This window comes from Paenibacillus sp. LX16 (assembly GCF_036252815.1).
GTDB lineage: Bacteria > Bacillota > Bacilli > Paenibacillales > Paenibacillaceae > Paenibacillus > Paenibacillus polymyxa_B.
Window position 1 is genome coordinate 531,549 of the sequence record NZ_CP141152.1, and the last position, 23,627, is coordinate 555,175.

General features: G+C 45.2%; 21 protein-coding genes, 1 tRNA gene and 1 pseudogene. 13 read left to right on the plus strand and 10 right to left on the minus strand.

Features of this window, described 5'->3' with window-relative positions; genetic code table 11:
* Nucleotides 1–54 precede the first annotated feature (54 nt).
* Complete coding sequence (locus tag T3H97_RS02370; protein ID WP_134903086.1) at nucleotides 55–1,011, minus strand: ArsR/SmtB family transcription factor; 957 nt, start codon at nucleotides 1,009–1,011, stop codon at nucleotides 55–57.
* A gap of 273 nt (nucleotides 1,012–1,284) precedes the next feature.
* The gene (locus T3H97_RS02375) at nucleotides 1,285–2,250 is read right to left on the minus strand and encodes a hypothetical protein (protein WP_134903085.1); all 966 of its coding nucleotides are present in this window, start codon (nucleotides 2,248–2,250) and stop codon (nucleotides 1,285–1,287) included.
* Nucleotides 2,251–2,394: 144 nt separating this feature from the next.
* Between T3H97_RS02375 and T3H97_RS02380 the strand changes: the two genes are divergently transcribed.
* The 3 genes from T3H97_RS02380 to T3H97_RS02390 all read left to right on the plus strand — a co-directional run bounded on the left by T3H97_RS02380 (nucleotide 2,395) and on the right by T3H97_RS02390 (nucleotide 5,337).
* Complete coding sequence (locus T3H97_RS02380; RefSeq protein WP_328801573.1) at nucleotides 2,395–2,868, plus strand: GNAT family N-acetyltransferase; 474 nt, start codon at nucleotides 2,395–2,397, stop codon at nucleotides 2,866–2,868.
* Nucleotides 2,869–2,952: 84 nt separating this feature from the next.
* A complete protein-coding gene (locus T3H97_RS02385; protein WP_328801574.1) occupies nucleotides 2,953–3,585 on the plus strand; it encodes an NAD(P)-dependent oxidoreductase in 633 nt (210 codons plus the stop codon).
* 33 nt (nucleotides 3,586–3,618) lie between these two features.
* Nucleotides 3,619–5,337, plus strand: a complete 1,719-nt coding sequence (locus tag T3H97_RS02390) for an NAD(P)H-hydrate dehydratase (RefSeq protein WP_328801575.1) — start codon at nucleotides 3,619–3,621, stop codon at nucleotides 5,335–5,337.
* On the opposite strand, the gene T3H97_RS02395 is transcribed toward T3H97_RS02390, so the two are convergent.
* Nucleotides 5,321–5,815 carry a hypothetical protein gene (locus T3H97_RS02395; RefSeq protein WP_328801576.1) on the minus strand — a complete coding sequence of 165 codons (495 nt, stop codon included), beginning with the start codon at nucleotides 5,813–5,815 and terminating at the stop codon, nucleotides 5,321–5,323. The genes T3H97_RS02390 and T3H97_RS02395 overlap by 17 nt on opposite strands.
* Before the next feature lie 170 nt (nucleotides 5,816–5,985).
* On the opposite strand from T3H97_RS02395, the gene T3H97_RS02400 reads away from it, so the two are divergent.
* A complete protein-coding gene (locus T3H97_RS02400) occupies nucleotides 5,986–6,822 on the plus strand; it encodes an HAD hydrolase-like protein (protein ID WP_328801577.1) in 837 nt (278 codons plus the stop codon).
* A gap of 167 nt (nucleotides 6,823–6,989) precedes the next feature.
* Here the strand turns inward: T3H97_RS02400 and T3H97_RS02405 are convergent, their stop codons facing one another.
* Nucleotides 6,990–7,940 carry a beta-ketoacyl-ACP synthase III gene (locus T3H97_RS02405; RefSeq protein WP_328801578.1) on the minus strand — a complete coding sequence of 317 codons (951 nt, stop codon included), beginning with the start codon at nucleotides 7,938–7,940 and terminating at the stop codon, nucleotides 6,990–6,992.
* Nucleotides 7,941–8,185: 245 nt separating this feature from the next.
* Between T3H97_RS02405 and T3H97_RS02410 the strand changes: the two genes are divergently transcribed.
* Both T3H97_RS02410 and T3H97_RS02415 read left to right on the plus strand, forming a co-directional pair.
* A complete protein-coding gene (locus T3H97_RS02410) occupies nucleotides 8,186–8,866 on the plus strand; it encodes a LexA family transcriptional regulator (protein ID WP_328801579.1) in 681 nt (226 codons plus the stop codon).
* Between the two features lie 115 nt (nucleotides 8,867–8,981).
* Nucleotides 8,982–9,788, plus strand: a complete 807-nt coding sequence (locus T3H97_RS02415; protein ID WP_328801580.1) for a patatin-like phospholipase family protein — start codon at nucleotides 8,982–8,984, stop codon at nucleotides 9,786–9,788.
* Between the two features lie 180 nt (nucleotides 9,789–9,968).
* On the opposite strand, the gene T3H97_RS02420 is transcribed toward T3H97_RS02415, so the two are convergent.
* The 3 genes from T3H97_RS02420 to T3H97_RS02430 all read right to left on the minus strand — a co-directional run bounded on the left by T3H97_RS02420 (nucleotide 9,969) and on the right by T3H97_RS02430 (nucleotide 15,271).
* A complete protein-coding gene (locus tag T3H97_RS02420) occupies nucleotides 9,969–11,720 on the minus strand; it encodes a methyl-accepting chemotaxis protein (protein ID WP_025723694.1) in 1,752 nt (583 codons plus the stop codon).
* Between the two features lie 165 nt (nucleotides 11,721–11,885).
* Entirely contained in the window at nucleotides 11,886–12,917 is a 1,032-nt protein-coding gene (locus T3H97_RS02425; protein WP_023986750.1) for a ribonucleotide-diphosphate reductase subunit beta, read from the minus strand.
* Nucleotides 12,918–12,937: 20 nt separating this feature from the next.
* On the minus strand, nucleotides 12,938–15,271 hold the full coding sequence (locus T3H97_RS02430; protein WP_328801581.1) for a ribonucleoside-diphosphate reductase subunit alpha: 2,334 nt from the start codon (nucleotides 15,269–15,271) through the stop codon (nucleotides 12,938–12,940).
* 523 nt (nucleotides 15,272–15,794) lie between these two features.
* On the opposite strand from T3H97_RS02430, the gene T3H97_RS02435 reads away from it, so the two are divergent.
* From T3H97_RS02435 to T3H97_RS02445, 3 genes are all read left to right on the plus strand, one after another.
* A complete protein-coding gene (locus T3H97_RS02435) occupies nucleotides 15,795–16,142 on the plus strand; it encodes an MTH1187 family thiamine-binding protein (protein ID WP_013308518.1) in 348 nt (115 codons plus the stop codon).
* Nucleotides 16,143–16,215: 73 nt separating this feature from the next.
* Nucleotides 16,216–16,287, plus strand: a tRNA-Thr gene (locus tag T3H97_RS02440).
* A gap of 258 nt (nucleotides 16,288–16,545) precedes the next feature.
* Nucleotides 16,546–17,967: a transcriptional regulator gene (locus T3H97_RS02445; RefSeq protein ID WP_328801582.1), complete on the plus strand. Its 1,422-nt coding sequence runs from the start codon at nucleotides 16,546–16,548 to the stop codon at nucleotides 17,965–17,967.
* A 182-nt stretch (nucleotides 17,968–18,149) separates the two neighbouring features.
* Here the strand turns inward: T3H97_RS02445 and T3H97_RS02450 are convergent, their stop codons facing one another.
* Complete coding sequence (locus tag T3H97_RS02450; RefSeq protein WP_025723699.1) at nucleotides 18,150–18,668, minus strand: DUF3231 family protein; 519 nt, start codon at nucleotides 18,666–18,668, stop codon at nucleotides 18,150–18,152.
* Between the two features lie 154 nt (nucleotides 18,669–18,822).
* Here T3H97_RS02450 and T3H97_RS02455 point away from each other — a divergent pair, with 154 nt between their 5' ends.
* Together T3H97_RS02455 and T3H97_RS02460 are read left to right on the plus strand one after the other, a co-directional pair.
* On the plus strand, nucleotides 18,823–19,062 hold the full coding sequence (locus tag T3H97_RS02455; RefSeq protein WP_328801583.1) for a WGxxGxxG family protein: 240 nt from the start codon (nucleotides 18,823–18,825) through the stop codon (nucleotides 19,060–19,062).
* 163 nt (nucleotides 19,063–19,225) lie between these two features.
* Nucleotides 19,226–19,842 (plus strand): annotated as a pseudogene (locus tag T3H97_RS02460) (glycosyltransferase).
* A 236-nt stretch (nucleotides 19,843–20,078) separates the two neighbouring features.
* Here the strand turns inward: T3H97_RS02460 and T3H97_RS02465 are convergent.
* Both T3H97_RS02465 and T3H97_RS02470 read right to left on the minus strand, forming a co-directional pair.
* On the minus strand, nucleotides 20,079–20,720 hold the full coding sequence (locus tag T3H97_RS02465) for a hypothetical protein (RefSeq protein ID WP_328801584.1): 642 nt from the start codon (nucleotides 20,718–20,720) through the stop codon (nucleotides 20,079–20,081).
* Between the two features lie 276 nt (nucleotides 20,721–20,996).
* The gene (locus T3H97_RS02470; protein WP_328801585.1) at nucleotides 20,997–22,004 is read right to left on the minus strand and encodes an SPRY domain-containing protein; all 1,008 of its coding nucleotides are present in this window, start codon (nucleotides 22,002–22,004) and stop codon (nucleotides 20,997–20,999) included.
* A 366-nt stretch (nucleotides 22,005–22,370) separates the two neighbouring features.
* Here T3H97_RS02470 and T3H97_RS02475 point away from each other — a divergent pair, with 366 nt between their 5' ends.
* Together T3H97_RS02475 and T3H97_RS02480 are read left to right on the plus strand one after the other, a co-directional pair.
* Nucleotides 22,371–23,186, plus strand: a complete 816-nt coding sequence (locus tag T3H97_RS02475; protein WP_328801586.1) for a DUF2935 domain-containing protein — start codon at nucleotides 22,371–22,373, stop codon at nucleotides 23,184–23,186.
* A 122-nt stretch (nucleotides 23,187–23,308) separates the two neighbouring features.
* Entirely contained in the window at nucleotides 23,309–23,626 is a 318-nt protein-coding gene (locus T3H97_RS02480; protein WP_328801587.1) for a hypothetical protein, read from the plus strand.
* The last annotated feature ends 1 nt before the right edge of the window (nucleotide 23,627 follow it).

Genomic DNA, 23,627 nt, shown 5'->3' on the forward strand with positions numbered 1-23,627 from the left:
CCCATGAAAGGCATGGGCAAAACGCCGTGTTCAGGTTTTGAAGTGGCCTAAAAACTATTTGCTGCTGTCGCCAGCTTCTACCGTTACTGTTTTGGTATGATTTTCTGCAGGTTTGTAGTACAAACGGAACAGGATGTCCTGATTGTAGTTACCGAATCCGGTACCGAACAGGGTAACCCCCCCAACATGCTGGGCATCATCCAATATGGCAATACGGAATTTCCATTGCTTCTGATCAATCAGCACTTGGCTTAAAGTCACGTCAGATATTTGCTTGCCATCCATAAAGGTACCTTCAGAGGTAACGCGAAGTCTTTTAAGGAGACCATATTGATTGATAAAATCAGGCCACCATGCAGGTGTGTATTTACCACGGTTATCCCCGAAATCCCCTGGGCTGGTCCATGTACCCAAATTCACATCATTTAGGAAAAAAGTGATATCTGAAGGCCAATTATCATTGGTAAAAGGGGCCTCGGATGATAGTTCCATCGAAATTTCCAGTTCCTCAGCTTTTTGGCTGGACAGTAGGAAATTCGGCACCTTATAATCCATATATCCTTGGCTGAACCACAGAATTTTGGAATTGAAGCGCTCAGGGTCCAAGAACGAACGAGGCTCATCGAATTCACCAATGATCTTTTCGACGGTAGCCAGTCCGCAGGTCGCCTGTATTTCAAAATCTGTAAAGTGTCCCACAGAAATCTCCGTCTGATGGAATTGTCGTACATCCTGCTGGTAGCGTGGCATGGCGATTTCAATTTTGTCTGTAGCCAGTGAGCACACTTTCTGTACCCCGCCTCGTCCAGGCAGCATTTTGGTCGAAATAATGGACGCTCTCTCCAGTTTCTTGACATGCATCGTCATAATCGCACTGCTGAGCCCCAACGCTTCCGCCAGCTCACGTATATTCATAGGCTTCTCCGCAAGCAGAACAATCATGTTTAGCCGAACCTCACTGGCCAGCGCTTCATAAACGGGAAGTGATTTTTCAGAAATGTCCAGTTGCATAGTTCCTCCAATTCTAACGTACATCATAAATTGATGGTAGTTTAACATATATGGATTTTTTTCAATATTCATACATAAAAAACGATATGATTTACATTTATATAAACAATATACCCTTTCCTTGATCACTGGCACAAGCCTAACCCCTCAAAAAGCCAAAAATTGTTCAAAAAACAGGACACCCCCATAAACTCTTTCTTTGTTGTTGGGATGTCCTGTGATGGTATGTGATTTGCAGGGTGGATACGGGATAGAGTCCTGTGCCATTGGTGTTTAGGACCGGATATGTTCTTCTGCCAAAGAAGAGTCAGCCGTTTTATCTTTATCTGCTGTGTGTAAATCCTGATGTTGAGAAGCATCTGCCTTGATCAATCCGGGATGACCAACATAAGGACGATCACTGCGCGAACGGCCTCGGGTAAGTCGGAAGCCGATCAAGAACAGCACAAGCTGAACAGCCAGTATGTAGGGAGACGCTTCCGGTCCGATCCATTGAAACAGGGCGACAGCGGCGATTACCAAGCACAACAGGCTTGTTGGAAAATGGGATGCCGTCACGTCCAGATCATTTTGCCTGCGAAGGGTCATCAGTCGATATACATACAGTAGGGCGATCAGGCCTGAAACGAATCTCATCCATGCATACCCTTTGAGCCATGAGGCAGATTGTGCAATATCGGGCAGACTAACATCGACATGGCTGGAGGCTATCAGTTCCACAACCAGTCTTGAGACCAACCAGACGATTCCTGCCAGCGCCAACGGACCAGCTGCTGGGCGCAATAGCTTCCACAATGCTGTTCCCCAGCCCGGAGCATGAGATTCCAGCAGAACAAGACGCCGTTCCTCAATGAGTTTGTTCATTTCACGCTCCAGTGATTTGAGAAGCAATTCTCTGCGGAACGTATCACATTCCCGGAGGGATGCTTGAACCTGCTCTTGAAGGTGAGGGGTCAAATAGGGAGCAGCTTTGGCTTCCTGAAGAGCGTGGATGAGTCCGTTCTGGTACTGCCTTTCGCTGTTATTGAACCCGTTCTGGGTAGCGGTTTGGAGACAACCAGCTAATCGTCCATAGATACGCAGCGATTCCTGTAATTCTTCCAGCCGCTGCTGACGCGAATTTCGAAGCTGGGCTGCACTGTGAACATACAGCCATACCATCAAAGACAACGCCAGCAGGAAGGCAATCAGACCGGGTGAGATATATGCGGCTAACGCCGCGAAGTCCGTCGGGGACACCCGCAATCCCTCCTTCCATTGTTCTTTCTACACTATTGCACAGACCACACAGGCATTTCAAGGGCTTGTATATCTCTGACCAAGATATATGAAGTATTTTTTGGTAAAATAGACAAGATTACAAGCAGGAAGAGGAGATTCGGCATGAATAAAAATATAGTAAATGCAACAGAACATCATGAGACATCGAATCACCCGTATGAGCTTCTTCGTGTAGCTTACGCCATTCCATCCGTCGAGGAATATCGGGCTTTGCGCAAGGAAGCTGGTTTGTCTCAAATTACAGAAGAAGCGGCAGCCAAGGGCCTGCCGAATAGTTTATTTGCTGTGACATTGCGGCTAGGACAGGAATTGATCGGGATGGGCCGGGTGAGCGGTGATGGTGGTGTCTTTTTTCTGGTTACGGATATTGCAGTCAAGCCTTCCCATCAGGGGAAGGGTTATGGGCGTAAGCTTATGGAAGAGATTATGGAGTATTTAAGACGGGAGGTTCCGGCGGGCAGCTTTGCAACGCTGATTGCGGATAAACCAGCCGATCAATTGTATGCACAGTTCGGCTTCCAGTTGGTTAGCCCGAGGTCAGAAGGGATGTACTGGCGACAGCCGGGAGGACTGTAAACTGAAATCCTGTACGAGTTTGAGTTGAACATAAAACGGATAAATAACAGTAAGAAAATTATAGACAGGAAGAAGGCAGTGAATATGAAGGTTATTATTTTCGGGGCAACAGGGACAATCGGCAAAGCGTTAGTAAAGGAAGCTATCAAGCGTAAGTATCAGGTGACGGCGGCGGTGCGCGATCCGCAACGTATGACGGAGCAAAGTGAATATTTGACGGTAGTTCAAGCAGATATTCTAAATCCGAATTCCGTTACGGAAGTGGCCAAAGGGCACGATGCTATCATTAGCGCGTACGGTCCCAAGTTTGGAGAAGAGGAAGAACTGCTCGAAGCGACTCGTTCTTTGCTGGAAGGAACCCGGCGTTCCGGCGTGCAGCGCATACTTGTTGTGGGCGGAGCGGGAAGCTTGAAAACAGAAAACGGTGAACGCCTCATGGATACCGCCGAGTTTCCAGAGGAAGTGAAGCCACTGGCGGCTGCCCATGCAGATGCACTAGAGCTGTACCGCGTTGCGGATGTAGACTGGACCTATTGTAGTCCTGCCGGAATGATTGAATCGGGAAAACGTACAGGACAGTTCCGTATTGGTTTGGATCATTTGGTGGTTGACGAATTAGGCCATAGCCGTATCTCGGTCGAAGATTATGCGGTAGCCCTGATTGATGAGTTAGTAGAAGGGGAATTTGTCAATTCCCGTTTTACAGTCGGATATTAATAAGCAGGGATAGCCATACGGGAGGCGAAAAGCATGTATATGGTGACCGCCGAAGAAATGCGAGAATTGGATCGCTATACAATTGACAAGCTGGGTATCCCGGCCCTTACCTTGATGGAAAATGCCGGGCGCGCGGTAGCTGACGAGGTGTTGAAGCTATGTGGCGAAAGAAGTGGGAAGAGCAATAGCGGCGGCTTCTCAGTAGGCACTGCTGATCTAACACGTGGGATTGATCGTGCTGAAGTGTTGGGATCGCAGTGGACAGAAGAGGTTACACACACCGGGCCGGGGGATATACCGGGACATGGCGGTGTTATACGGACAGAGACGTGGAGTCAAGGACGACATGACTTACGGGAACGAGAACACTGGTATATCCTCATAGGTAAAGGCAACAACGGTGGTGACGGACTGGTGGCAGCCCGTCATCTGACCGATGCAGGGCTGCGCGTCACCGTTGTGTACGTCGAGCCGCCAGACACGCTGCGCGGTGAAGCGGCTGCGCAGCGCGATATCATCGCGGCTCTGGGTATCCCGGTGATCCTCTATGGCCGGGATACCTTCGATCTGCGCGGCGCCTCCGGCATCGTCGATGCCCTGCTGGGCACGGGCACGCAGGGCCCGCCGCGCGAACCCTACGCCTCGCTGATCCGCGAGGCCAATGCCAGCGGCGCGCCGCTCGTGTCGGTAGACGTGCCTAGCGGCCTCGACGCCGACACAGGTGCGCTGCACGAGCCGTGCATTCGTGCGCGCGTCACCGTATGCCTCGCTTACTTGAAGCGTGGGCTCGTCCAATATCCGGGTGCCGGGACCGCAGGCGATGTGGTGGTACGCTACATCGGTATTCCACCCGGCCTTGCCCGTGAGTGCGGCGTGCAGCTGCGGCTCTTGACCCGTGACACGCTGCGCGCTGCGCTGGACGTGGATGTAAGCCGCAGCCGCGTGCCGGATGGGCACAAGGGCACCTACGGCCACGTTCTGGTCGCGGCTGGAAGCCTGCGCATGAGCGGCGCGGGCTTGCTGGCCGCACGTGCCGCCCTGCGCATCGGCAGCGGCCTTGTCACGTGGGCGGTGCCCGAGGCGTTGTTGCCGCGCGCCATTGGCGCCGCGCCGGAACTGATGCTCGCTGCCGCGGCAGCAGGCGGAGACGGCGAATGGAATGCCGACTCCGCAGACGAGCTGCTACAGCTCGCGCAGGCACGCGATGTACTGGCCGTCGGCCCCGGCCTCGGCCGCTTTGCAGGGGACACCGGCTGGCTGCGCCGCCTGTGGGAGGAATACGGCGGTCCGCTCGTGCTTGATGCGGACGCCTTGAACATCCTCGCCTCGGCCGGGCCTGAGCTGGAGGCTTGGAAGCCAAGAAGTGCGGCGGTCGTACTGACGCCGCACCCCGGTGAAATGGCTCGCCTACTGGGTATACCGACAGCAGAGGTGCAGCGTGACCGTATCACCCATGCCCGGGAGTACGCCCGGACACGTGGGGTCACGCTGGTGCTCAAAGGAGCGCGCACTGTCATCGCTTGTCCCGACGGAACGGCCTACGTCAATACCACAGGCCATGCTGGGATGGCGACAGGCGGTGCGGGCGATGTGCTGACAGGTATCATCGCAGGTTTGCTGGCCCAGGGCTTGAATGCTTCGCAGGCAGCAGCCTTTGGCGTGTATTTGCATGGTGCGGCTGGAGAAACAGCCGCACGTCATCGCCAGCATCCTGCCTCTGTGATCGCTGGCGACATTATTGAAGCCCTATAGGCCATAGCAGCAGTGGCAGGAGGAAGGCCAGCATAATCTGTAATCCATATTCACGGTTTAGCCAGTGCCTTCCTCCATAATACAGCAGTGTAATCCCTGCACCTGCTATGCTGTTGCTCCATAAAATGCCCGTTCCGGCAGGCGACATCAAAGAACCTAGCAGGAGAAAGACACTGAATCCTGCAGCGAGGTATAGGGTGATCCGCTCGGGCTTGCGAAGCCAGGGTAAAAGATCGCGTAGCGCATCAGCGGCAAGAGCAGCAGGAAGGGCAAAACCATAGGCCCACAGCTGCGCGGTCAGTTCACCACTATTGCCTGCTATAGTCAAAGGAATTCCTGTTATTTCCTCTGTCAGATAGCAGTAAACCCATAAGAGACCAAAAACCAATCCTCCACAGGCCAGTTTATTCAGCGCATAACAACCAAGCTCCATCCGCCAAGGCATTTTGGAATTAAATTCATTCCAAGGCTGTCTCATGTTGCGACTCCTCCTCTTATCACACTCGGTATTCACAACCAATCAAGGAATTTATTTTCAATTACAATCCGCTTACCGTTTACGACATTTCAGTTTACGTTAGCTGTGTATCATGTTCCTAAGCAAAATAAAGATTGCGGATAGCCGCGGTACGGAAAGGCGGGGATTGCATGATACAAGCGGTTATTTTTAATCTCGAAAGTACATTGTTAGACCCCGGAGGACGAGGCTTAACCCAGGGAATGCGTGACATTTTCAGATGGAAAGGTATACAGGTAACTGAAGAACAGGTATCTCATGGGCGAGGAATGCCGATCCGGGATCATATTGCGAATGTGCTGGGACTTTCAGAGGTTCGGAGAAAATGGCTGGAGTGCTTTGGTGCGCATCCCGGCAGAGCGGATATTGAGCATATTTATCTTGAGCTTGTCCCTGTTCTCCGCTCTTTGATCCAAGGGGCTGAGCCTGCTATCGGTATAGACAGGGCGCTGCAGGAGTTGCAGGATCGTCGCATTCAGTCAGGTGCCACTGCATCCTGTCCGATGGAGATGCTCAGTCACGTATTTACGCCTGCACAGTCACCCTATACGCTGGATTGTATGGTTGCCCCTTGTGAAGTTTCGCAGGGGAGGCCTTATCCGTGGATGATCTATGAAATTGCACATCGCTTGCAGGTATTTCCGCTGAGCGATATTGTGAAAGTAGGAGATACAGCAGCCGATATGCAAGAGGGACGGAACGCCGGCGTATGGACGATTGGTGTGTTGAACCATAACGAAAGCGTGACGACCGCAGCTCAAACGACCAGCCATGAAGTGGACGACAGAGTGGCTGAGGAACGGCGCAGACAGAGTGTATATGGTTTGAAAAGGGCAGGAGCCCACATCGTGATGAACTCGGTCGCTGACTTGCCACGTATTTTGCGTGAAATTGAAATGCTCCAACATACGGGAGGATATCCCTCTTATATGAAGCAGGTAAAAACAGCGTTAATGCCACCATCGTGACTAGAAAGGCCTGAGTTTTTGATTGCTTAGTTCTAGGTTATATGTATGCACGTACCTGGATAAAGGTGAACTCTGCTTGGCTTTCACAACATAATAATGGAGCATTTCGCTACGTTAGCGAATGCTCCATTTTAGTTCACTCCTTTTTGTCTGTTGAACTGAAGAATTTATGCGATCTGAATAACTTGAACACCCCAGGCTAATCCTGCGCCGAAGCCAGCCAGGACGACAATATCACCAGCTTGAATTCGCTGCTGTTCCATAGCTTCCGCGAGCGCAATGGGAATAGAAGCAGCTGACGTATTTCCGTATTTTTCGATATTTATAAAGAACTTATCCAGTGGAATTTTCAACTTAACTGCCGCATGTTCAATGATTCGGATATTGGCCTGATGCGGAATGATCAAAGCAATATCATCTATGCTTAATCTTAATTCCTCCATAACTTTAGTCAGCATAGATTCCAGAATGCGCACCCCAAACTTGAAAACCTCTCGTCCATGCATTGTAATAGGCCCTGTGACGGGGGAGATCAGCATGTCTGCTCCACGTTCTTCCGAGCCAAGCAAGGAAAAAGACGAGAAAGCACCGGGATGAGATTGAAGGACAACAGCACCTGCTCCATCTCCAAATAAAACGGCGGTATTACGGTCCTGCCAATCTACGATTTTGGAGAACTTGTCTGCTCCAATCACCAGGACGTTGTGGTATGCACCCGCCTTCATCATGTCACTGCTGATCGAGAGGGCATATACAAAACCGGAGCAGGCTGCCGATAAGTCGAATGCAGGTGCGCGGCTTCCTAGCTTTTGCTTGACCAACATGGCCGTGGAAGGGAAAGCATAGTCAGGGGTGGACGTTGCCACTACAATAAGATCCACATCTTCCGATGATAATTGAGCACGGTGTAAAGCATGAGTTGCAGCCAGGACGGCAAGATCAGAGGTTTCTGCGGATGCTTCTGCGATATATCGCTGACGGATACCTGTTCGCTGAGTGATCCATTCATCGGATGTATCCAGAGATGCGGCTAATTCCAAATTGGTGAATAGTGATGCCGGTACATAGAATCCTGCACCCGTAATAGTAATGCCGTTGGGCTTGAGAGTTGATTGCATGAACGTTTCCCTCCAATAAAATAATCACACAAAAGACCGTAAAGACCAAAAAAACCAAAAAACGATATGGATAAAAATATAACACAAGCCAATTAAAAAGGAAATATGTAAAAGAGCAGCCCGCTGTGTGAGAATCAATAATCATTATGAGGCTTGCTTATATGGGTATTCAGTGCTAATATTTAGACACAAAAAACCCGAAAACGAATTCATAGAGAATTACACAGGGAGGTTACAACGCTATCGTGTCACTTACTAAACGCCGACTGCAATTTTTGCATACATTAGTGGAACTGTACCAAAAAACAAAACTACCTATTCATTATGAGGCCTTGGCTAAATCATTAGGGGTTAGTAAGTGGACGGCCTATGACATGCTGAAAGAAATTGAAAAGCTCGGGTTTATTACGCGCAGCTATGAGGTGAATACCAAGGTAACCGGACGTTCACAGGTTGTATTTGTACCTACAGATAAAGCTTCGGATTTGTTCAACCAGTCCCGGAATGAATTAGTGGATCTGGTGGATTGGAAAAAAACCGTCGAGAATATCTCGGGACTGCTCAAGGATTTGAACAATACAGGTCCCAATGAGGCGGTCCGAAAAATTTGGGCTGAAATTCCTGAAGCCAGTGTCAGAATCAATTTTTGCGCCTATATTATAGGGCTGCTTTTGATGTACTTGAAGAAGCTGGGAGGTAAAAGAGGTCCCTTGATTCAGCGGATTGTCCTTACAGCGCCAAGCAAGGAAATGGGCATGACCATGTTTGTTGGCACTGTGTTGGGTATGGCCTTACAAACGATGAACGATGAACTAGGCCTTGAAATTACGGAGCTGGTTTCCCGTTTTCTGCAATCCATTTCGGATCTTTCTGACGAGGAAAAAGGGTTGCTTTCCGATTTTCTAAGCGAGGCTTTTCATTTTTGAATATAACAGGAATGAGTCATTTGTGAGGAGAGGAAGCTGGCCTCCTTACGTTTAGTTTTTGGGTCTTTTGTGTGTTTGGACGCATGCAGTAAATACATGTAAAGGGGTTGCGTATATGCCGAAGGTAGGATTGGTTTTGGGTGGGGGAGCAGTCAGAGGACTTGCTCATTTGGGGGTACTGAGAGCGTTCGAAAGACACGGGATTCAGGTCGATTGTATCGTCGGTACGAGTATGGGCGGCATTGTTGGCGGACTTTATGCGGCGGGTGTTCCTACGGATGCTCTATTGGATTGTATTAAAAATACACCTAAATACCGCCTGTTGGATATCGGCATACGCCATCGTGGTTTAATTGGCGGTAACAGCATGAATACGGTGGTGAATGAGCTACTGCAGCAGTATGGACAGCATACGCAGAAGATTGAGGATCTTCTTATCCGTTTTGAAGCTGTTTCTATCGATTTACTGGAAGGCAAGCAATTCATTTTTGAACAAGGTGATTTGGTGACAGCACTGCGGGCTACGATGGCGTTTCCTGGCTTATTCGCTCCTGTGATGCATGAAGGCAAGATGCTGGTCGACGGAGGGGTATTAAACAATTTGCCTGTAGAAGAGATGAGTCGGGAAGCAGATTGTTTAGTAATTGCTGTTGATGTGGCACGGGGACATGAAAAGAAGCCGCCGCGAAATATGGTGGAAGTTGTATACCGCTCTTACAGCTTGATGACCGCCGAACGAAAGCATAATAGTCTCCGGCTAGCAGACGCTGTTATTCGCCCTGAAGTCGGACATATTGCGGCGTTTGATTTTACAAAATGGCCTGAATGCGTCGAGGCTGGCGAGGAAGCGGCTAAATGCATCATGGATGAACTGAAGCCGCAAATAGCCAATCATGGGCAATCAGCACAGATGCATGTTTAGTATGTAAAGAAAAGAAGTGCCTCTTAGTCGACACGCACGCATAGATCATCTGCCACTGATCCGCTCCAGACACATCTTGTATTCATCTGTTGAAAACGCAAATGACCCGTAAAAGAAACGCTTTTTCAAAGGTTCATCTTACGAGTCACAATTCATCATGCATGGGTAATCCCTTTTTTACTATTCAGCGTTTTTCACCCGGAACTGGTCAGCATGTCGCTGCAGATTGTTTGATAGTGTGGTCAGATTGCGGGCTACTTCGGATAGTTCTTTTACCGCTAGGGCCTGCTTCTGAGCGCTTGCTGATACATCTTCTGTCATTCCGGCAGTCTGCTGTGCCGCGCTGGCTGTATGATTTAAATGTTGATCTACGCTGTGACGTACCTCTTGCATCTCTGCCGTCAATTGAGCCAGATGTGCAGCTAACTCCTGAACTTCCTGTGAAACCTGGGTGACTTTGTCAACAGACTGTAGACATACAGAAATTTGGGTTTCTTGTTCATTGACGGTCTTTATGTTTTCATCAAATTGATCACCCATTTGCTCAATTTGCTCAACAAAGCTTTTTAAGATTTCGTCGATTTCACGAATCGATATGGCGGATTGTTGGGCAAGTTGTCCCATTTCATGAGCGACCACAGAAAAACCCTTGCCAGCTTCGCCTGCACGTGAGGCTTCAATAGATGCATTAAAGGACAAAATCTGCGTCTGCTTTACGATGCCCTGTACCTGCTGACCGATGTTAGCCGCCTCGCGGGATTTTTCGGTTAACGCGTGTGACATGCGCTGCATCTGCTTGATACGCAAGGCGCTTTCTCGTCCTTTCTCTAATAACAGTTCATGCTCACTAGCTACCTGATTACGAACCTCATTGAGATGATGGGCCGTATCCGTAAATTGTTGCACATGGCTTCCGACTTCATCCAGCGTTTGTCCTAATCGATCAGATTGTTGAACCGATTCCACCGCTTGATCCGCTTGGTTAATAGAGACATCGGCAATTTGCTGGAGTGTACGGGACAGTTCCTCAGTCTGGTGGAGTGTTCCTTCCGTTGTCACGACAATATTCTCCGATGCGTGCTGGAGTGTGCTTGAACTGCTTTGAATATCCACAATCATATTCGACATGGCTTCCACCATTTTGTTCGTCAATTTGCTGATTTCGCCTAACTGATCATAGGTTACTTGCGACGATGTAACCGTAAGGTTGCCGTCGGCTACTTGCTCCAGTGTATTTTTAATAAATCTCACCTGACGCAGTATCCGCCGGGTTACCAGCATCATAGCCGCAATTGAGATGATCAGAATGATGGAGATAACAGGGATAACTAATCGGTAGGCCTCGGGCAAGGTATGTTCGTATACTTCAGTCACAGAGGAGAGGGATCGGTCGATTCCCAAATAACCAATGATGGTTCCATCTGTATCCTTAATGGGAGTAAAGGAGGAAAACATCGTCCCCCACTCAGGGTCCGTTGTGATATCTGTAGTCACTGTTTCCCCTTGTTTCAATTTCTCTTCCGTTTCTTTAAGGGTAAAACTTACAGGAGTTCCGAATGGACTGTAGTCTTTGTCGTCCCATGCGGCTCCATCCACCGTAATTTTCCACTCATTTCCAACACGATTGTACATATAGATGTACAGGATTCCAGTTTGCAACCTGAGCGTATTTAACTCGTTACGAAGCTGCTTATACTCGCTGCTTTGCTCAGATGAATCAGTATTTAAGCTCTTGACTGCGGATTTGTCCAATAGCTGGGCCGTGTTCTTTGCCAGCGTTTCATTGTTTAGCTGCATGGTTGATAGAGAAGCATTTTGGATAGATTGATTGGTCGTCCACAGAACAATGATGCCAATCACTATTAAAGGAATGAGCAAGATGAAGTAGAGTTTGGATTGTAATCCCATTCTTTTTTTAACGCTGCTTTTCATAATATGCTCCTTACTATATTTTTTTCACCTTCATATATATCGTGTACAAATAGGAAAATATGAATAGTAATTCAGATGTTTCATGATTTTTTTGCGTATTTGCGTAAATTCTCATGAAAAAAGCCTTAGCCCGGTAAGTACCGAGCTAAGGCTGTATCTTATGACTTACAAATCGTCAAATCCGTTGTCATCTCCGACCTTGCCATAATTGCGTGATTTTGCTTCAAAAAAGTCCGTTTTTGTCGCATTCAGCGCTTCGTCTGAGAATGGTTTAATCCAAGGCATACAGTTTACATCTACGCCTTCGTATGCTTTGTCCATACCAAGCAATCTCAGGCGCATATTTGCCATGTATTTGATATAATCGCTCAGCTCGTTCAAGTCGATGCCGCGAACCTCTTTGAGCGTATAATGCGCCCAATTCGTTTCCAGCTCCACAGCACGGTTAATCATACGATAGACATAGTCCGTATTTTCCTTGGTGTTCAGCTCAGGGAAGTCAGACAATAGCTGCTTGAACACTTCAGCAAAAAAGTAGCAATGCTGATTTTCATCACGCTGAATATACGAGATCATTTGGCTGGTTGCCATCATTTTCTGATCACGGGCCAAATTGTAGAAGAAAGCAAATGTACTGTAGAAGAAAATGCCTTCCAGAATCAAATCGGCTACCATCGCTTGGAAAAAGGTTTGCGGGTTCTGCTCATCGCGGAACTCCTGGTAAATATCCGAGATGAATGTGTTACGCTCCAGCAGGACAGGATCGTTTTTCCAGTATTCAAAAATTTCCTTCTGTTCCTGATCTGACACCAAAGAAGACAGAACGTAGGAGTAGGACTGGTTATGCACCACTTCCTGCTGTCCGATAATCGCCGAAATAGCTTCCAGTGAGGAATCGGTAAAATAGCGTTTTACATCCCCGACAAACATGGTTTGCATGGAATCCAGCACAGCCAGCAGGCCGATGTTAATTTTGAAGGTGCGCTGTTCTTCGGCATCCAGCACAGGGAACTGGGACGCATCCTTGGACATTGGAATTTCATCTGGAATCCAGTGGTTCAGCAGCAGTACTTTATACAGTTTGTACATATGCGGCATCCGAATATCGTTCCAATTCAAAATACCGGAGCTTTCGCCTTCAATAATACGGGTAGAGCGATTTGGCGCTTCCGTGTTAAATATCTTCTGTAACTGCATGAGAGCTTCTCTCCTTTAGTTTAGGATGCGCAGCTATCACATTCTTCAATCGTCAGTGCGCGGCTGCGTACATAATAGGTCGATTTCATACCTGATTTCCAGGCATGGATGTGCAGCTCTAAAAATTCAGTTGCTTTAATATCGGGACGTACATACAGGTTAAAGCTTTGGCCTTGGTCAATATGACGCTGACGTGCAGAAGCCATGTTGATCGAAGCGTGTTGATCCAGCAAGAAAGCTGTCTTGTAGTACCAGATGGTTTTTTCGTTCAAGTCCGGTGCAGGGTTAGCGATCTTGTAAGTTGTTTTCTCTTCATAAGAAAGCAGCTCGTACAATGGATCAATGCTAGCGGTAGAGCCTGCGATGATAGACGTGGAACCGTTAGGCGCGATGGCGAACAGCCATGCGTTGCGGACACCGTTTTGTTTGACTTCTTCCGCAAGTTCGCTCCACTCGGACGTAGTGACAAATTTGCCTTCGCGTGTACCGTCCGTATAACCACGTGAAGTGAAATAATGCCCGGTAGACCAGTCAGAACCCTCGAATTTCGCATAACGGCCTTTTTCTTTCGCTAGCTCCATGCTGGATTTAACTGCCAGGTAGTTAATCTTTTCATACAAATGATCGTTATAGGTTACCGCTTCATCGGATTCCCAACGGATACCTTCCAGTGCGAGTAGATGATGCAGTCCGAATGTACCCAGACCGACAGCGCGATATTGGCTGTTCGTATATTGTGCTTGCAGCACTTCAATGTTGTTGATATCAATAACATTATCCAGCATACGTACCTGAATCGGTACGAGGCGATCCAGCACACCTGCCGGAACCGCACGAGCCAGATGGATGGAGTTCAGGTTGCACACAACAAAGTCGCCAGGAATTTTGGAAATAACAATGCGTGTTTGTCCGTCCTTGGTGACCAGTTCCTCTTTTTCCACTACAGTTGCAGATTGGTTTTGCATAATTTCCGTACACAGGTTGGAGGAATATACCATACCATGGGCGCGGTTCGGGTTGGCCCGGTTTACCGTATCACGGTAGAACATGTACGGTGTACCTGTTTCCAGTTGTGACTTCATCAGGCGCTTCATAATGTCGATGGCAGGCACTGTAATACGAGAGAGAATGGGATGCTGTGACGCCTCCTCATACTTCTCGCGGAAGGTACCCGAACCGAAGGTTTCATCATAAAAATCTTCCAGACCCAGTGGACGACCCTTGTCATCTTTCCAGCCCATCACCTTCTTCACTTCATGCGGACAGAACAGATTCCATTCGCCCCGGGCTTCGACCCGCTCCATGAACAGATCGGGCAGACATACGCCGTGAAACACGTCATGTGCACGCATCCGCTCGTCACCGTTGTTCAGCTTCAGGTCAAGGAACGCGAGAATGTCCTTGTGGAATACGTCCAGATAAACGGCAATTGCACCTTTGCGAGTACCCAATTGGTCTACGCTAACAGCTGTATTGTTCAACTGGCGAATCCACGGAATGACGCCGGAACTTGTATTTTTATGTCCACGGATATCGGAGCCGCGCGCCCGTACTTTACCGAGGTATACGCCGATGCCGCCGCCCATTTTGCTAAGACGGGCTACATCCGTATTGGAGTCGAAAATGCCTTCCAGCGAGTCGTCTACGGTGTCGATAAAGCAGCTGGAGAGCTGTCCGGCCACCTTTTTTCCGGCATTGGACATGGTTGGTGTAGCTGCTGTCATGTACATGTTGCTCATCGCCCAGTATGCTTCCTTGACCAGCTCCATACGCTTGTCGGCAGGCTCTTGGTGCATCAGATACATCGCGATGATCATGTAGCGTTCCTGCGGCAGTTCCATTACGCGTCCGTCAAAATCATTGGCCAAATAGCGCTCAGACAGCGTTAACAGCCCAATATAATCGAACAACAGATCATTTTGCGGCAATATGGAATCGCCCAACTCATCAATCTGCTCCTTAGTATAGTAGTCGAGCAGTTCTTGACGGTAAATTCCTTTTTGAACCAAATCAGTGATCAGTGGATAAAAAGCGCCGTAAGGCTCGTCTGCATAGGATTTGTAACGTCGGTGAGTAGCTGCTTTTTTATATAAGGAAGTGAGCAAAGCACGTGCAGCGGCAAATTTCCAGTCTGGTTCTTCCTTACTAACCAATTCAAGGGCAGCCATCGCAAACGCGTTGCTGATGTCATCCCCCGTGACTTCGTCCCGGCGCAGCTTACTAATTACACCGCGGATGAGCCGATCTTTATCCAGCTTGTCCAGCCCGCTGAGTACACGGTCGGCATATACGGAAATGCGTATTTCATCAAAAGCCAACTGGCGATTGTTTGGTTTGGTTACGAGTTGTGGCATAGGATTAATTCCTCGCTTTCCTGATTTGGAATCATACTTGGGAATAGGCATGAAAATGATCATGATGAGAAGATAATGGCGAAAAATGCGATGGTCAGACAGCATTTGGGGGCTGTATGTAATCCAATAACATAGAAATAGCGATGCACCTGCCAATGAAGGGGGAAAAGATGGTTCCCGTACGATTTATCGGCTACATCACTATATTTAGACGTGTTATGAATATTTAACCCAACATATTGTGTGTATAAACTTAAAATTTCAAATAAGTGCAAGGAGTATTATAGCAACATTCAAAGCCATACGTAAAGGAAAAGGAATGGAAAATCAAAATATGCAGAGAAGTCGCGCGCTGTATTTGAATTGAGGCAGTTTGAACGGTACAATGAATGATAGAGTTGTTTCCTACAGAAACAAGCAGCATACATATGAACTTTTTTTATGAAATCGGGTTACTCACACTATCGGACTGAGTTTAGATTTTTAAAGAAGCGACGATTTTAAATTAAGGAGGAACTTGGCGATGGCTATTGCAGAAGTGACAGTGATCCCGATTGGAACGGGGAGTACAAGCCTGAGCGACTACGTTGCCCAGATGCAAAAAGTGTTGAAGACGCAAAAAGGAATTACCTATGAGCTTACCTCCATGAGTACGATTATTGAAGGTTCGTTGGACGATGTGTTCACCGCTATTGCTGCGCTGCACGAAGCGCCATTCCTGTCTGGAGCCAAGCGTGTTTCCACTTCGGTCAAAATTGATGATCGCCGTGACAAGCCTTCTTCCAGTCACCAAAAGCTCCGTTCCGTCGCAGAGAAACTATCTGGCACCGCGACAGGAAATGTTACCGAACTAAATCCAAATCCTAGTTGAAAAAGTTGATGTAAGTGATTGATTTTTATGTAACTAAGAGTATAATAGTTTTTGTTGTCAGTTACACTGACCTGCTGGTGTAGCTCAGGGGTAGAGCAACGCACTCGTAATGCGTAGGCCGGGGGTTCAATTCCCTTCACCAGCATAGCTATAAACTCAAGCACAGCGCGGCTTCCAAGCTTTTTGGAGGACGCGTTTTTTTTGTGATTCTGGACAATCTTCTACGTTGAGGTCTTTTTAGTAGGATTATTATGCTATACATAATTAATTTTTTGTTTCGTTTCATGCTAAAGATCGAATTCTTACATTAGTTGCATAGTATATTGACAGGTGGTTAATTTTGGTGAAAAATGAAGTATGATTTTAAAAATTATGGAAAGTTTATGCGAAGGGTGGCTATGGCATGAAGCATACACCTACGATACGAGCAGAATTAGACAGATACTTAAAACAAGAGAGCATGAGTCTAACGCAATTCGGGCATATAGCAGGCATGAACAGGGGGATAGTAAGTAGCATAGTGTCAGGAAATAAATCTATGTCTGTTAACCAGATAGATCGCATTACTGAGGCTATGGGTTTACCAGAAGGCTATTTTTATGATCTATTTATAGAAAACTACATCATCGACACTCCACCGAATATGAGGCGAATCGAGCCGTTTTTGTATCGCTGTGCGGAGTTGGACAAGCTGGATGCGATCCGTCGAGTGGTGGGAACCATTATGGACAACCTACTCTATTCGCCTAAACTATTTGATATGGCAGAAGCGTTATTAGCACAGGGACGACATGATGCTGCGTTGCTGCTCTATGAGGGTGTAGCTGAAACGGAGAAGTACCAACATTCTGAGCGCTTAGCCATCTGTCAATATCGCATATTCACGATTCAAGTTGGAGACGATCAAAGCCGCAATCTCAGTGCAGCTACGATATTTGAAGCTTTTGTTGAGCGCCTAGATGAAATAGACCAACTTGACGCATTGAAGGATTTGGCTAACGTGTATCGTTCATTGCGTAAATGGGATAAGGTTGATGAAACAGCGAAAAAAATGAAGCAAAAAGCGAAAGCTCAATATTCGTTGAAACATCAACAGAAGAATCGAGAGTGTGATGAGACTAATAAGCAGCTAAGTCGTCCCTTATTTGTGTACATTTCCTATGCTGATTTATTGTGTGCAAGTGTCTGTGAAGCCCAAGGCGACTATCAACAAGCTCTAGATTATACATACACCTACGCTAATCTAGATTGGGTCAAAGAGACTGACGACGACACTCAACACTGGGTTAGCTTGTTTAAAAGTTGGGCAGAAGGTAATACTTACGTATATAAACTGTTGTCAGGAGATATAAGTGTGCTTCAAGATTATGTTGAATATATTGCAGCAACATCAGCCACTAACGAGAATGAGAAAATCTCAAAACTGTTGAATGTTATAATTTCAGCAAACCAATATAACATAGATGTGGAAGGTATACTTCAGCAATTTGAAGCGGAAATAAACGCTTTTGCACAACAGCAACCATCATCAGATGATATGTATACCCAACAAGTGATACCGGATTATATCGCTTGGTTTGGTTACGAGTTAGCTTATTATTATTTACATCGAGGCTCTTACATTGATGGTTTTAAACATTTGATGTATGCATTGGTAAGTTATCATACATTAAATAATGAGACTTATTTTATAAACTGTATGGGTTTGTTTTTACATTTTCGGGATTATGCGGTTCCTGAAACCAAAGCAGCGTTTTTAAATTTTATCGAAAAGGTGTGGATGACCAATGTTGAAAAAAATGGTACTGCTGATCATTGCGGCTAGCTTTTTGTTTATTGTTACTGTGCCGGATCAAGCCCTTAACCACCACAATAGTATTCAACCTTACGTTACCATCGGAGGTGCTTAAACGTAAGCAAAACAAATCCCCGCTAACCTTAACTGGTCGGCGGGGATTTTTGTTGAACAATCTAAGGAACAATGTGCTGAAGATTCGTACAGGAAATTTAGGCTTTAACTGGTTCAGGTCTTTTTAATTGAAGAGGGGGAGGTATTAGCCAACCCTTTTCTTTGTTCATTTTTAGAATACGGACTCCCAAAGCAGTCTTAGTTAGATGATACTTCGCAAATAAAGCCCCGATGTCTTCTCTAATGGATTGACCCATAGCTTGGCTGCAAGATGTCAATCCTACAGAGGTATCTAATGCGATTTTAGCTGCGATTTCGGGATCAGTAAACCTTGCACCAACCGGGATATCCTCAAGTTTCACAGGGGGTCTTTCAGGCAAAATAGGAGCTGGGGCAATACCATTATCAGTTAGCATTGCGTCGCATTCTTGGATTTCCAGTTTAGCTTGATCAATAAGATCATCCAGTATTTTTTTGAGTTCTTTGTCACCTGCGTGGTTTAAACATGCTTGGTAAAATGAAACGCTACCTTTCGCTAACGCTGAAAACTGCCACACACTATAAATTTCTCCGTAATGCATGGGCTCGTCTTTTGGATTCCCGCTTAGGATACCCATTATAAAAACCACTCCTTTTTTATTTTAATGATGTACAAATTTATGATTCCCAGTAGTGAAGATTTAATGTGTGTATATGAAATAAGTTCTACGGGGCATGCTAAAAACATTAAAGAATTGATTACAAACACAAATTTAAAGGAGTGGTTTAGGTATGTTGAAAAAAATGAAGATAATGGTTGTTGTTGCATTAATGATATCAAGTTTTGGAGCGGCAGTAGCATTTGCTAAAAATGGTGAAACCAATATGGGCACAAACGACAATGGTAGAACACAAATGCTGACTACTAATAATGATGACGATAATGATAATTGGGGATGGCTTGGTCTGTTGGGGTTAATTGGGTTGGCGGGTTTAAAACGTCGCGAGCCTGAAAACCACAAAAAAAGATAATCGTAAATAACAACTCAAAAACAACTTAACAATCCCCGCTAACCATACTTGGTCGGCGGGGATTGTTTTTATTCGAATTATGTCTTTAGACAGAAAATAAAGATTAAGACGGAGAAAAAGTAGACTAACAATGGACCATTAAGCTAACGGGCAGGATGGTTAAATGCTAATGTGCAACGTCATGACTCCGTTAGTAGTCGTGCAAGCGAAGGTAAGCGAGGAGAAGGATTCTGCTTGCCTAAGTTCCAAAATGGTGCAAATGAAAGGCGATATGCAGAAGGTATGAATCGATCATACAATATGGACGAGAAGCTATATTGTCTAGCGCCATATTTATTCGTCAAGATCAGAAGGACGTATTGGACCGGCTTTTACGGAACAGCAGGACATAGGCAATATGATCAAGCCTTATTATGGGGAAGCCGCTGGTAATAAGCTGGCTGATCTTCTGAGGGAGCATATTCTGATCGCAGGCAAAATTGTAGCGGCTGCCAAAGCGGGTAATCAGGCGGATGTGAAAAAGCTAGAGGCGGATTGGCATACAACGCCGACGATATCGCCAAATTTTTAAGTTCAGCGAATCCTAACTGGGAGTTTAAAGCGCTACAAGATATGCTGTATACGCACCTTCAGTTGATTACGGAAATAGTCCTTGACTGTATCAAAGGAGATTGGAAAGCGGATATTGCAGCAACAGACAAAAACGAGATCCATGTGATTCATTTAGCGGACATCTTGACAGAAGGCATTGTCAAACAGTTCCTGAAAAATTTTAAGTGAGCGCTATAGACGCTGCAAAGAAGATTAGCTTTCTATAATCACCCCAAAGAGTGGTATAGAAAGCTTTTTTATCGATTTAATGAATCGTTAATACAACTATGAATGCAGTCGGTATGTCGAACCGAAATACGTTCTCCCGCAAGCTTATTGTTATTGACTCTATTTCGACGCACTCGTAATACGTAGGGGTTCAATTCCCTTCATCAGCATTCTATGAAACTCAAGCACATTAAAATTTATTGATTTTCCTTCGAGAGAAAAGAAGCTGCTAACAGTGTAGTATTCGTATAGCCACCTGAAACATTTTCATATGAAAAATTAGCGATAGGAACTCCAATAACTGAAGCAACGTCTCCTTCAAAAATTTCTCCACTTGCTCCCGGATAAACTGCCATTACTGTATTATCATTTTCATCACTAATATAAACGATAGCCGTTGTGCCTATAGGAATGTTATCTTCTTCTATATCTATTACATCGCCGCTTATTTTTACAAATTTGTTTAAGTATAAGTTCAGATTTTTATTTAAGTGTTTTGTTGTTACGGATTTGTCTACTAGATTAATGACTTTGCTTTTGTCTGTGGAAGGAAATAAGTCACTGTTTTTAACAATGAAGTCATAAGATGTTTGTTCCATAGAAGCTTGATCTTCTGTTAAAACGGGTGTCCCATCTTTCATGAATTCGGCAAATACATATTGTTTATCTGTGACCTCATTTGTAGTAGATTGCTGAGCAGTATTTTCATTGCTTGCTGTTTGTTCAGTAGCAAAGGATGTACTTGAAGACCCAGACCTTGTCGTTGTTTCTTTAAAGTTGCTTCCACAAGCTGTTAGAGCTACAGAAAGTAGAGCAATGGATAGAACTTTTTTTAACATGACGAATTCTCCTGTGAGTATCCTCATCGGTTGAGGTAGTTGCTCATTTTATCTTGTTACCTTTATTATCGAATATTAGTGTTGAATAAATAAGCCAAGCACAGCTTCCAGGCTTTTTGGAAGCCGTGCTTTTTTTGTTTAAAAAACGATTTGCAAACTTTTAGTCTAGAAAAAATGTATCGTCCAGTATAGCAGTTTAGGCGTGATCTCGAGATTAGAGTAAATGTAAAGAAGGACTTCATCGGCATGTTAGCCGACATGAAGCCCTTCATATGTTTATTTAGTTGAATATTCGCTTACTTCAAATGTGAGAATTTTGTTGAAGATTACGTAGTCTTTGCGATTGCTGAATGGACCTTTGTTGTTATTGTGCTTGTCAATGGCAAAGAAAGAAGCACCTCTACCAGCATCTTTAGCGTCATACCAAGCGATGAAGGCATTCAGTTCTTTTTTACTCAAATCGAATTCTTTATCAAACCCATTTTCCATGGTTACAGTGAGAATGGCACGATCACCAGTTGGTTGGGAGGCCCCATCTGTATCCGACGGATCGGGCTTAGTGGACGGATCCGGTGTAGTAGACGGATCGGGCTTAGTGGATGGATCCGGTGTAGTAGACGGATCGGGCTTAGTGGACGGATCCGGTGTAGTAGACGGATCGGGCTTAGTAGATGGATCCGGTGTTGTAGATGTATCCGAATCTTGATAAGGTAAAAATCCTTCAGGAATAGGATATTTAAAATCACTTGCTCCAAAATTAGCAGTATATACAACAGAGCCATTTAATTGATCGTTTCTTATGTAGGGATATACAGTATCGCCTAATAAAGAAGGAGTGTACTTAGAAATACCTTGTGAAACTCCATTTTTGTAAAAGGTTATTGTGTTATTACTTAGATCTAAAGCGACCGAAATGACATCATTTACTGTATAAACGGCCCCGTAATTATAATTTCCTGTGCCAAAAGATTGGCTCGTAGGACCATGACTGTCTCCATGAGAACCAGTGTACCTGATTTGTTTTTTCTTGTCTGAATTTGCGATTCCAATATCGCCGCTTCCTTTATTAAGGGTTACTTCCCAATACCATTTCCCTGAGCTTTTACCTACATTAGCAATATCGGTTTGATTCCATTCAGGAATTGTTTTTGTTAAAGATCCATCTGACCAGGTCACATTTGTAGTCTCTGCTTTTGTAACGGTAGGGAACAATGAGAACACCGAAGCTCCAATAAGAAGGGCTAACACTATTGTTCCTAGTTTTTTGAATATAATATTGTTCATGACTTCCTCCTAAATATATGAAATAACAAGTGAATTATAGAACTAGATTGGGAGAAATGTCCAAACATTAAATGATATAAATTCAAATATGAGTATTATTATGGAATTTAATTTGTTTCAGGGGAACGTAGGTCGTCGAAAGTATGAAAAGGAGAAAACCCTAAATGATCTAATAACTTTGACGGTCAATAGCCAGTATAGAGAAAAATTTCACGTACATAAATAAGGCAACAGAGTTACGAGTCACAATAGCTCAACTTCAAAGTTAGATTTGTATGAGATTTGGAACTTCATTATTCATAATGACCTGGCATATCCCATATGACTAAGTAAGTGCTTTTTTGCTCACATAGAGGAGGGATATGATTGGATGCATTCGTTTCGCGCTCATTAGATGAAATACGATTTTGGTCGAGGATTATGAAGGAGCATTCCTTTTTTCTGGGGTTAGGTTTTAGAGCGGAAGATACTCAACTTAAAACAGAAGCCAATCAGTTTTACGCCATTTTTGAGGATATCGAGAAAAGGTCGCATGAATTTAATAACAAGACAGATTCTTATACAATCAAAGAGTTTAATACGGAAGTTCAGAATGCAGCGACGAATATTTGGGCATTTAAGAGGATGGTACTGGGCCTTATATTACAATGTAAGCTTCCTGGACAAACCAATTTTCCTTTACTGGTAGATCACGTAAGCCGGGAAGCAAATTATTTCAGAAATCGTTTAGGAGAACTCAATTCAGGAACACTTGAACCCTTACCTGATGCTATTATTGACGAAAATGTATTTTTCTTAAAAATCATGGCTGATCACGCAAAATTTATAGGCCATTTGCTTGATCCATCCGAACGTAAACTGGTTGAACAAGCTAGGGAGTTTAGTAATGATTTTGATATGCTAATGTTTCAAGCGATTGATTTAAGTCATATGCGGCCACAGTCACAGACCGTTCCACTGCTGAGTCAATTTGTTGATGAAAACCGTGTCTCTGTGAAGTCCTTGCGTGATTTTAAGAAAACAGCGCGTGATTTAATCGACGAGTGCCGAATAAAAAGCATTATCCATCCTTTATTAGCCGATCATGTATTTCGTGAAGCTGAGAGGTTCCTTTTTATTCTCGATATGTTCGATCAATCCTTATCAGGTGTTAAGGTGAATAAGAGAGAAATCATGCACTGAGAGACCGTGTTGTATGGAATAAAATAATTTAACGTTTAGAGAAAAAAAGGTGTACATTTAACCATTTGAATTTTGTGTGCATAGGTTATCAGGAAATGAAAATTTTCTGAGGAGAGATGTTAATGTATTTTAATCCTTACAATCAGTCCGGGACACAGTATTACCCAACAGGTACGCCAAGACCATATATTTTGAATCCTAATCAGGTGTCGAAATTTATAAATCAAGCTGTCGATATGAGGTTAAGTAGCGGTTCTCGTCTGTGCAATGTATTCATTACGTTCGTTTCACCTGAAACAGACAAGAACAAACCGACATACGGGGATATGACTTATGTGAGAATTATTGATGGTAAATTTGTGTCTTTAGAGAATAACACACAGAATGTCGATGAAATAGGGCCAGCTGGTTCTATTTGTGGTCATCGACCGTCATGGTGAT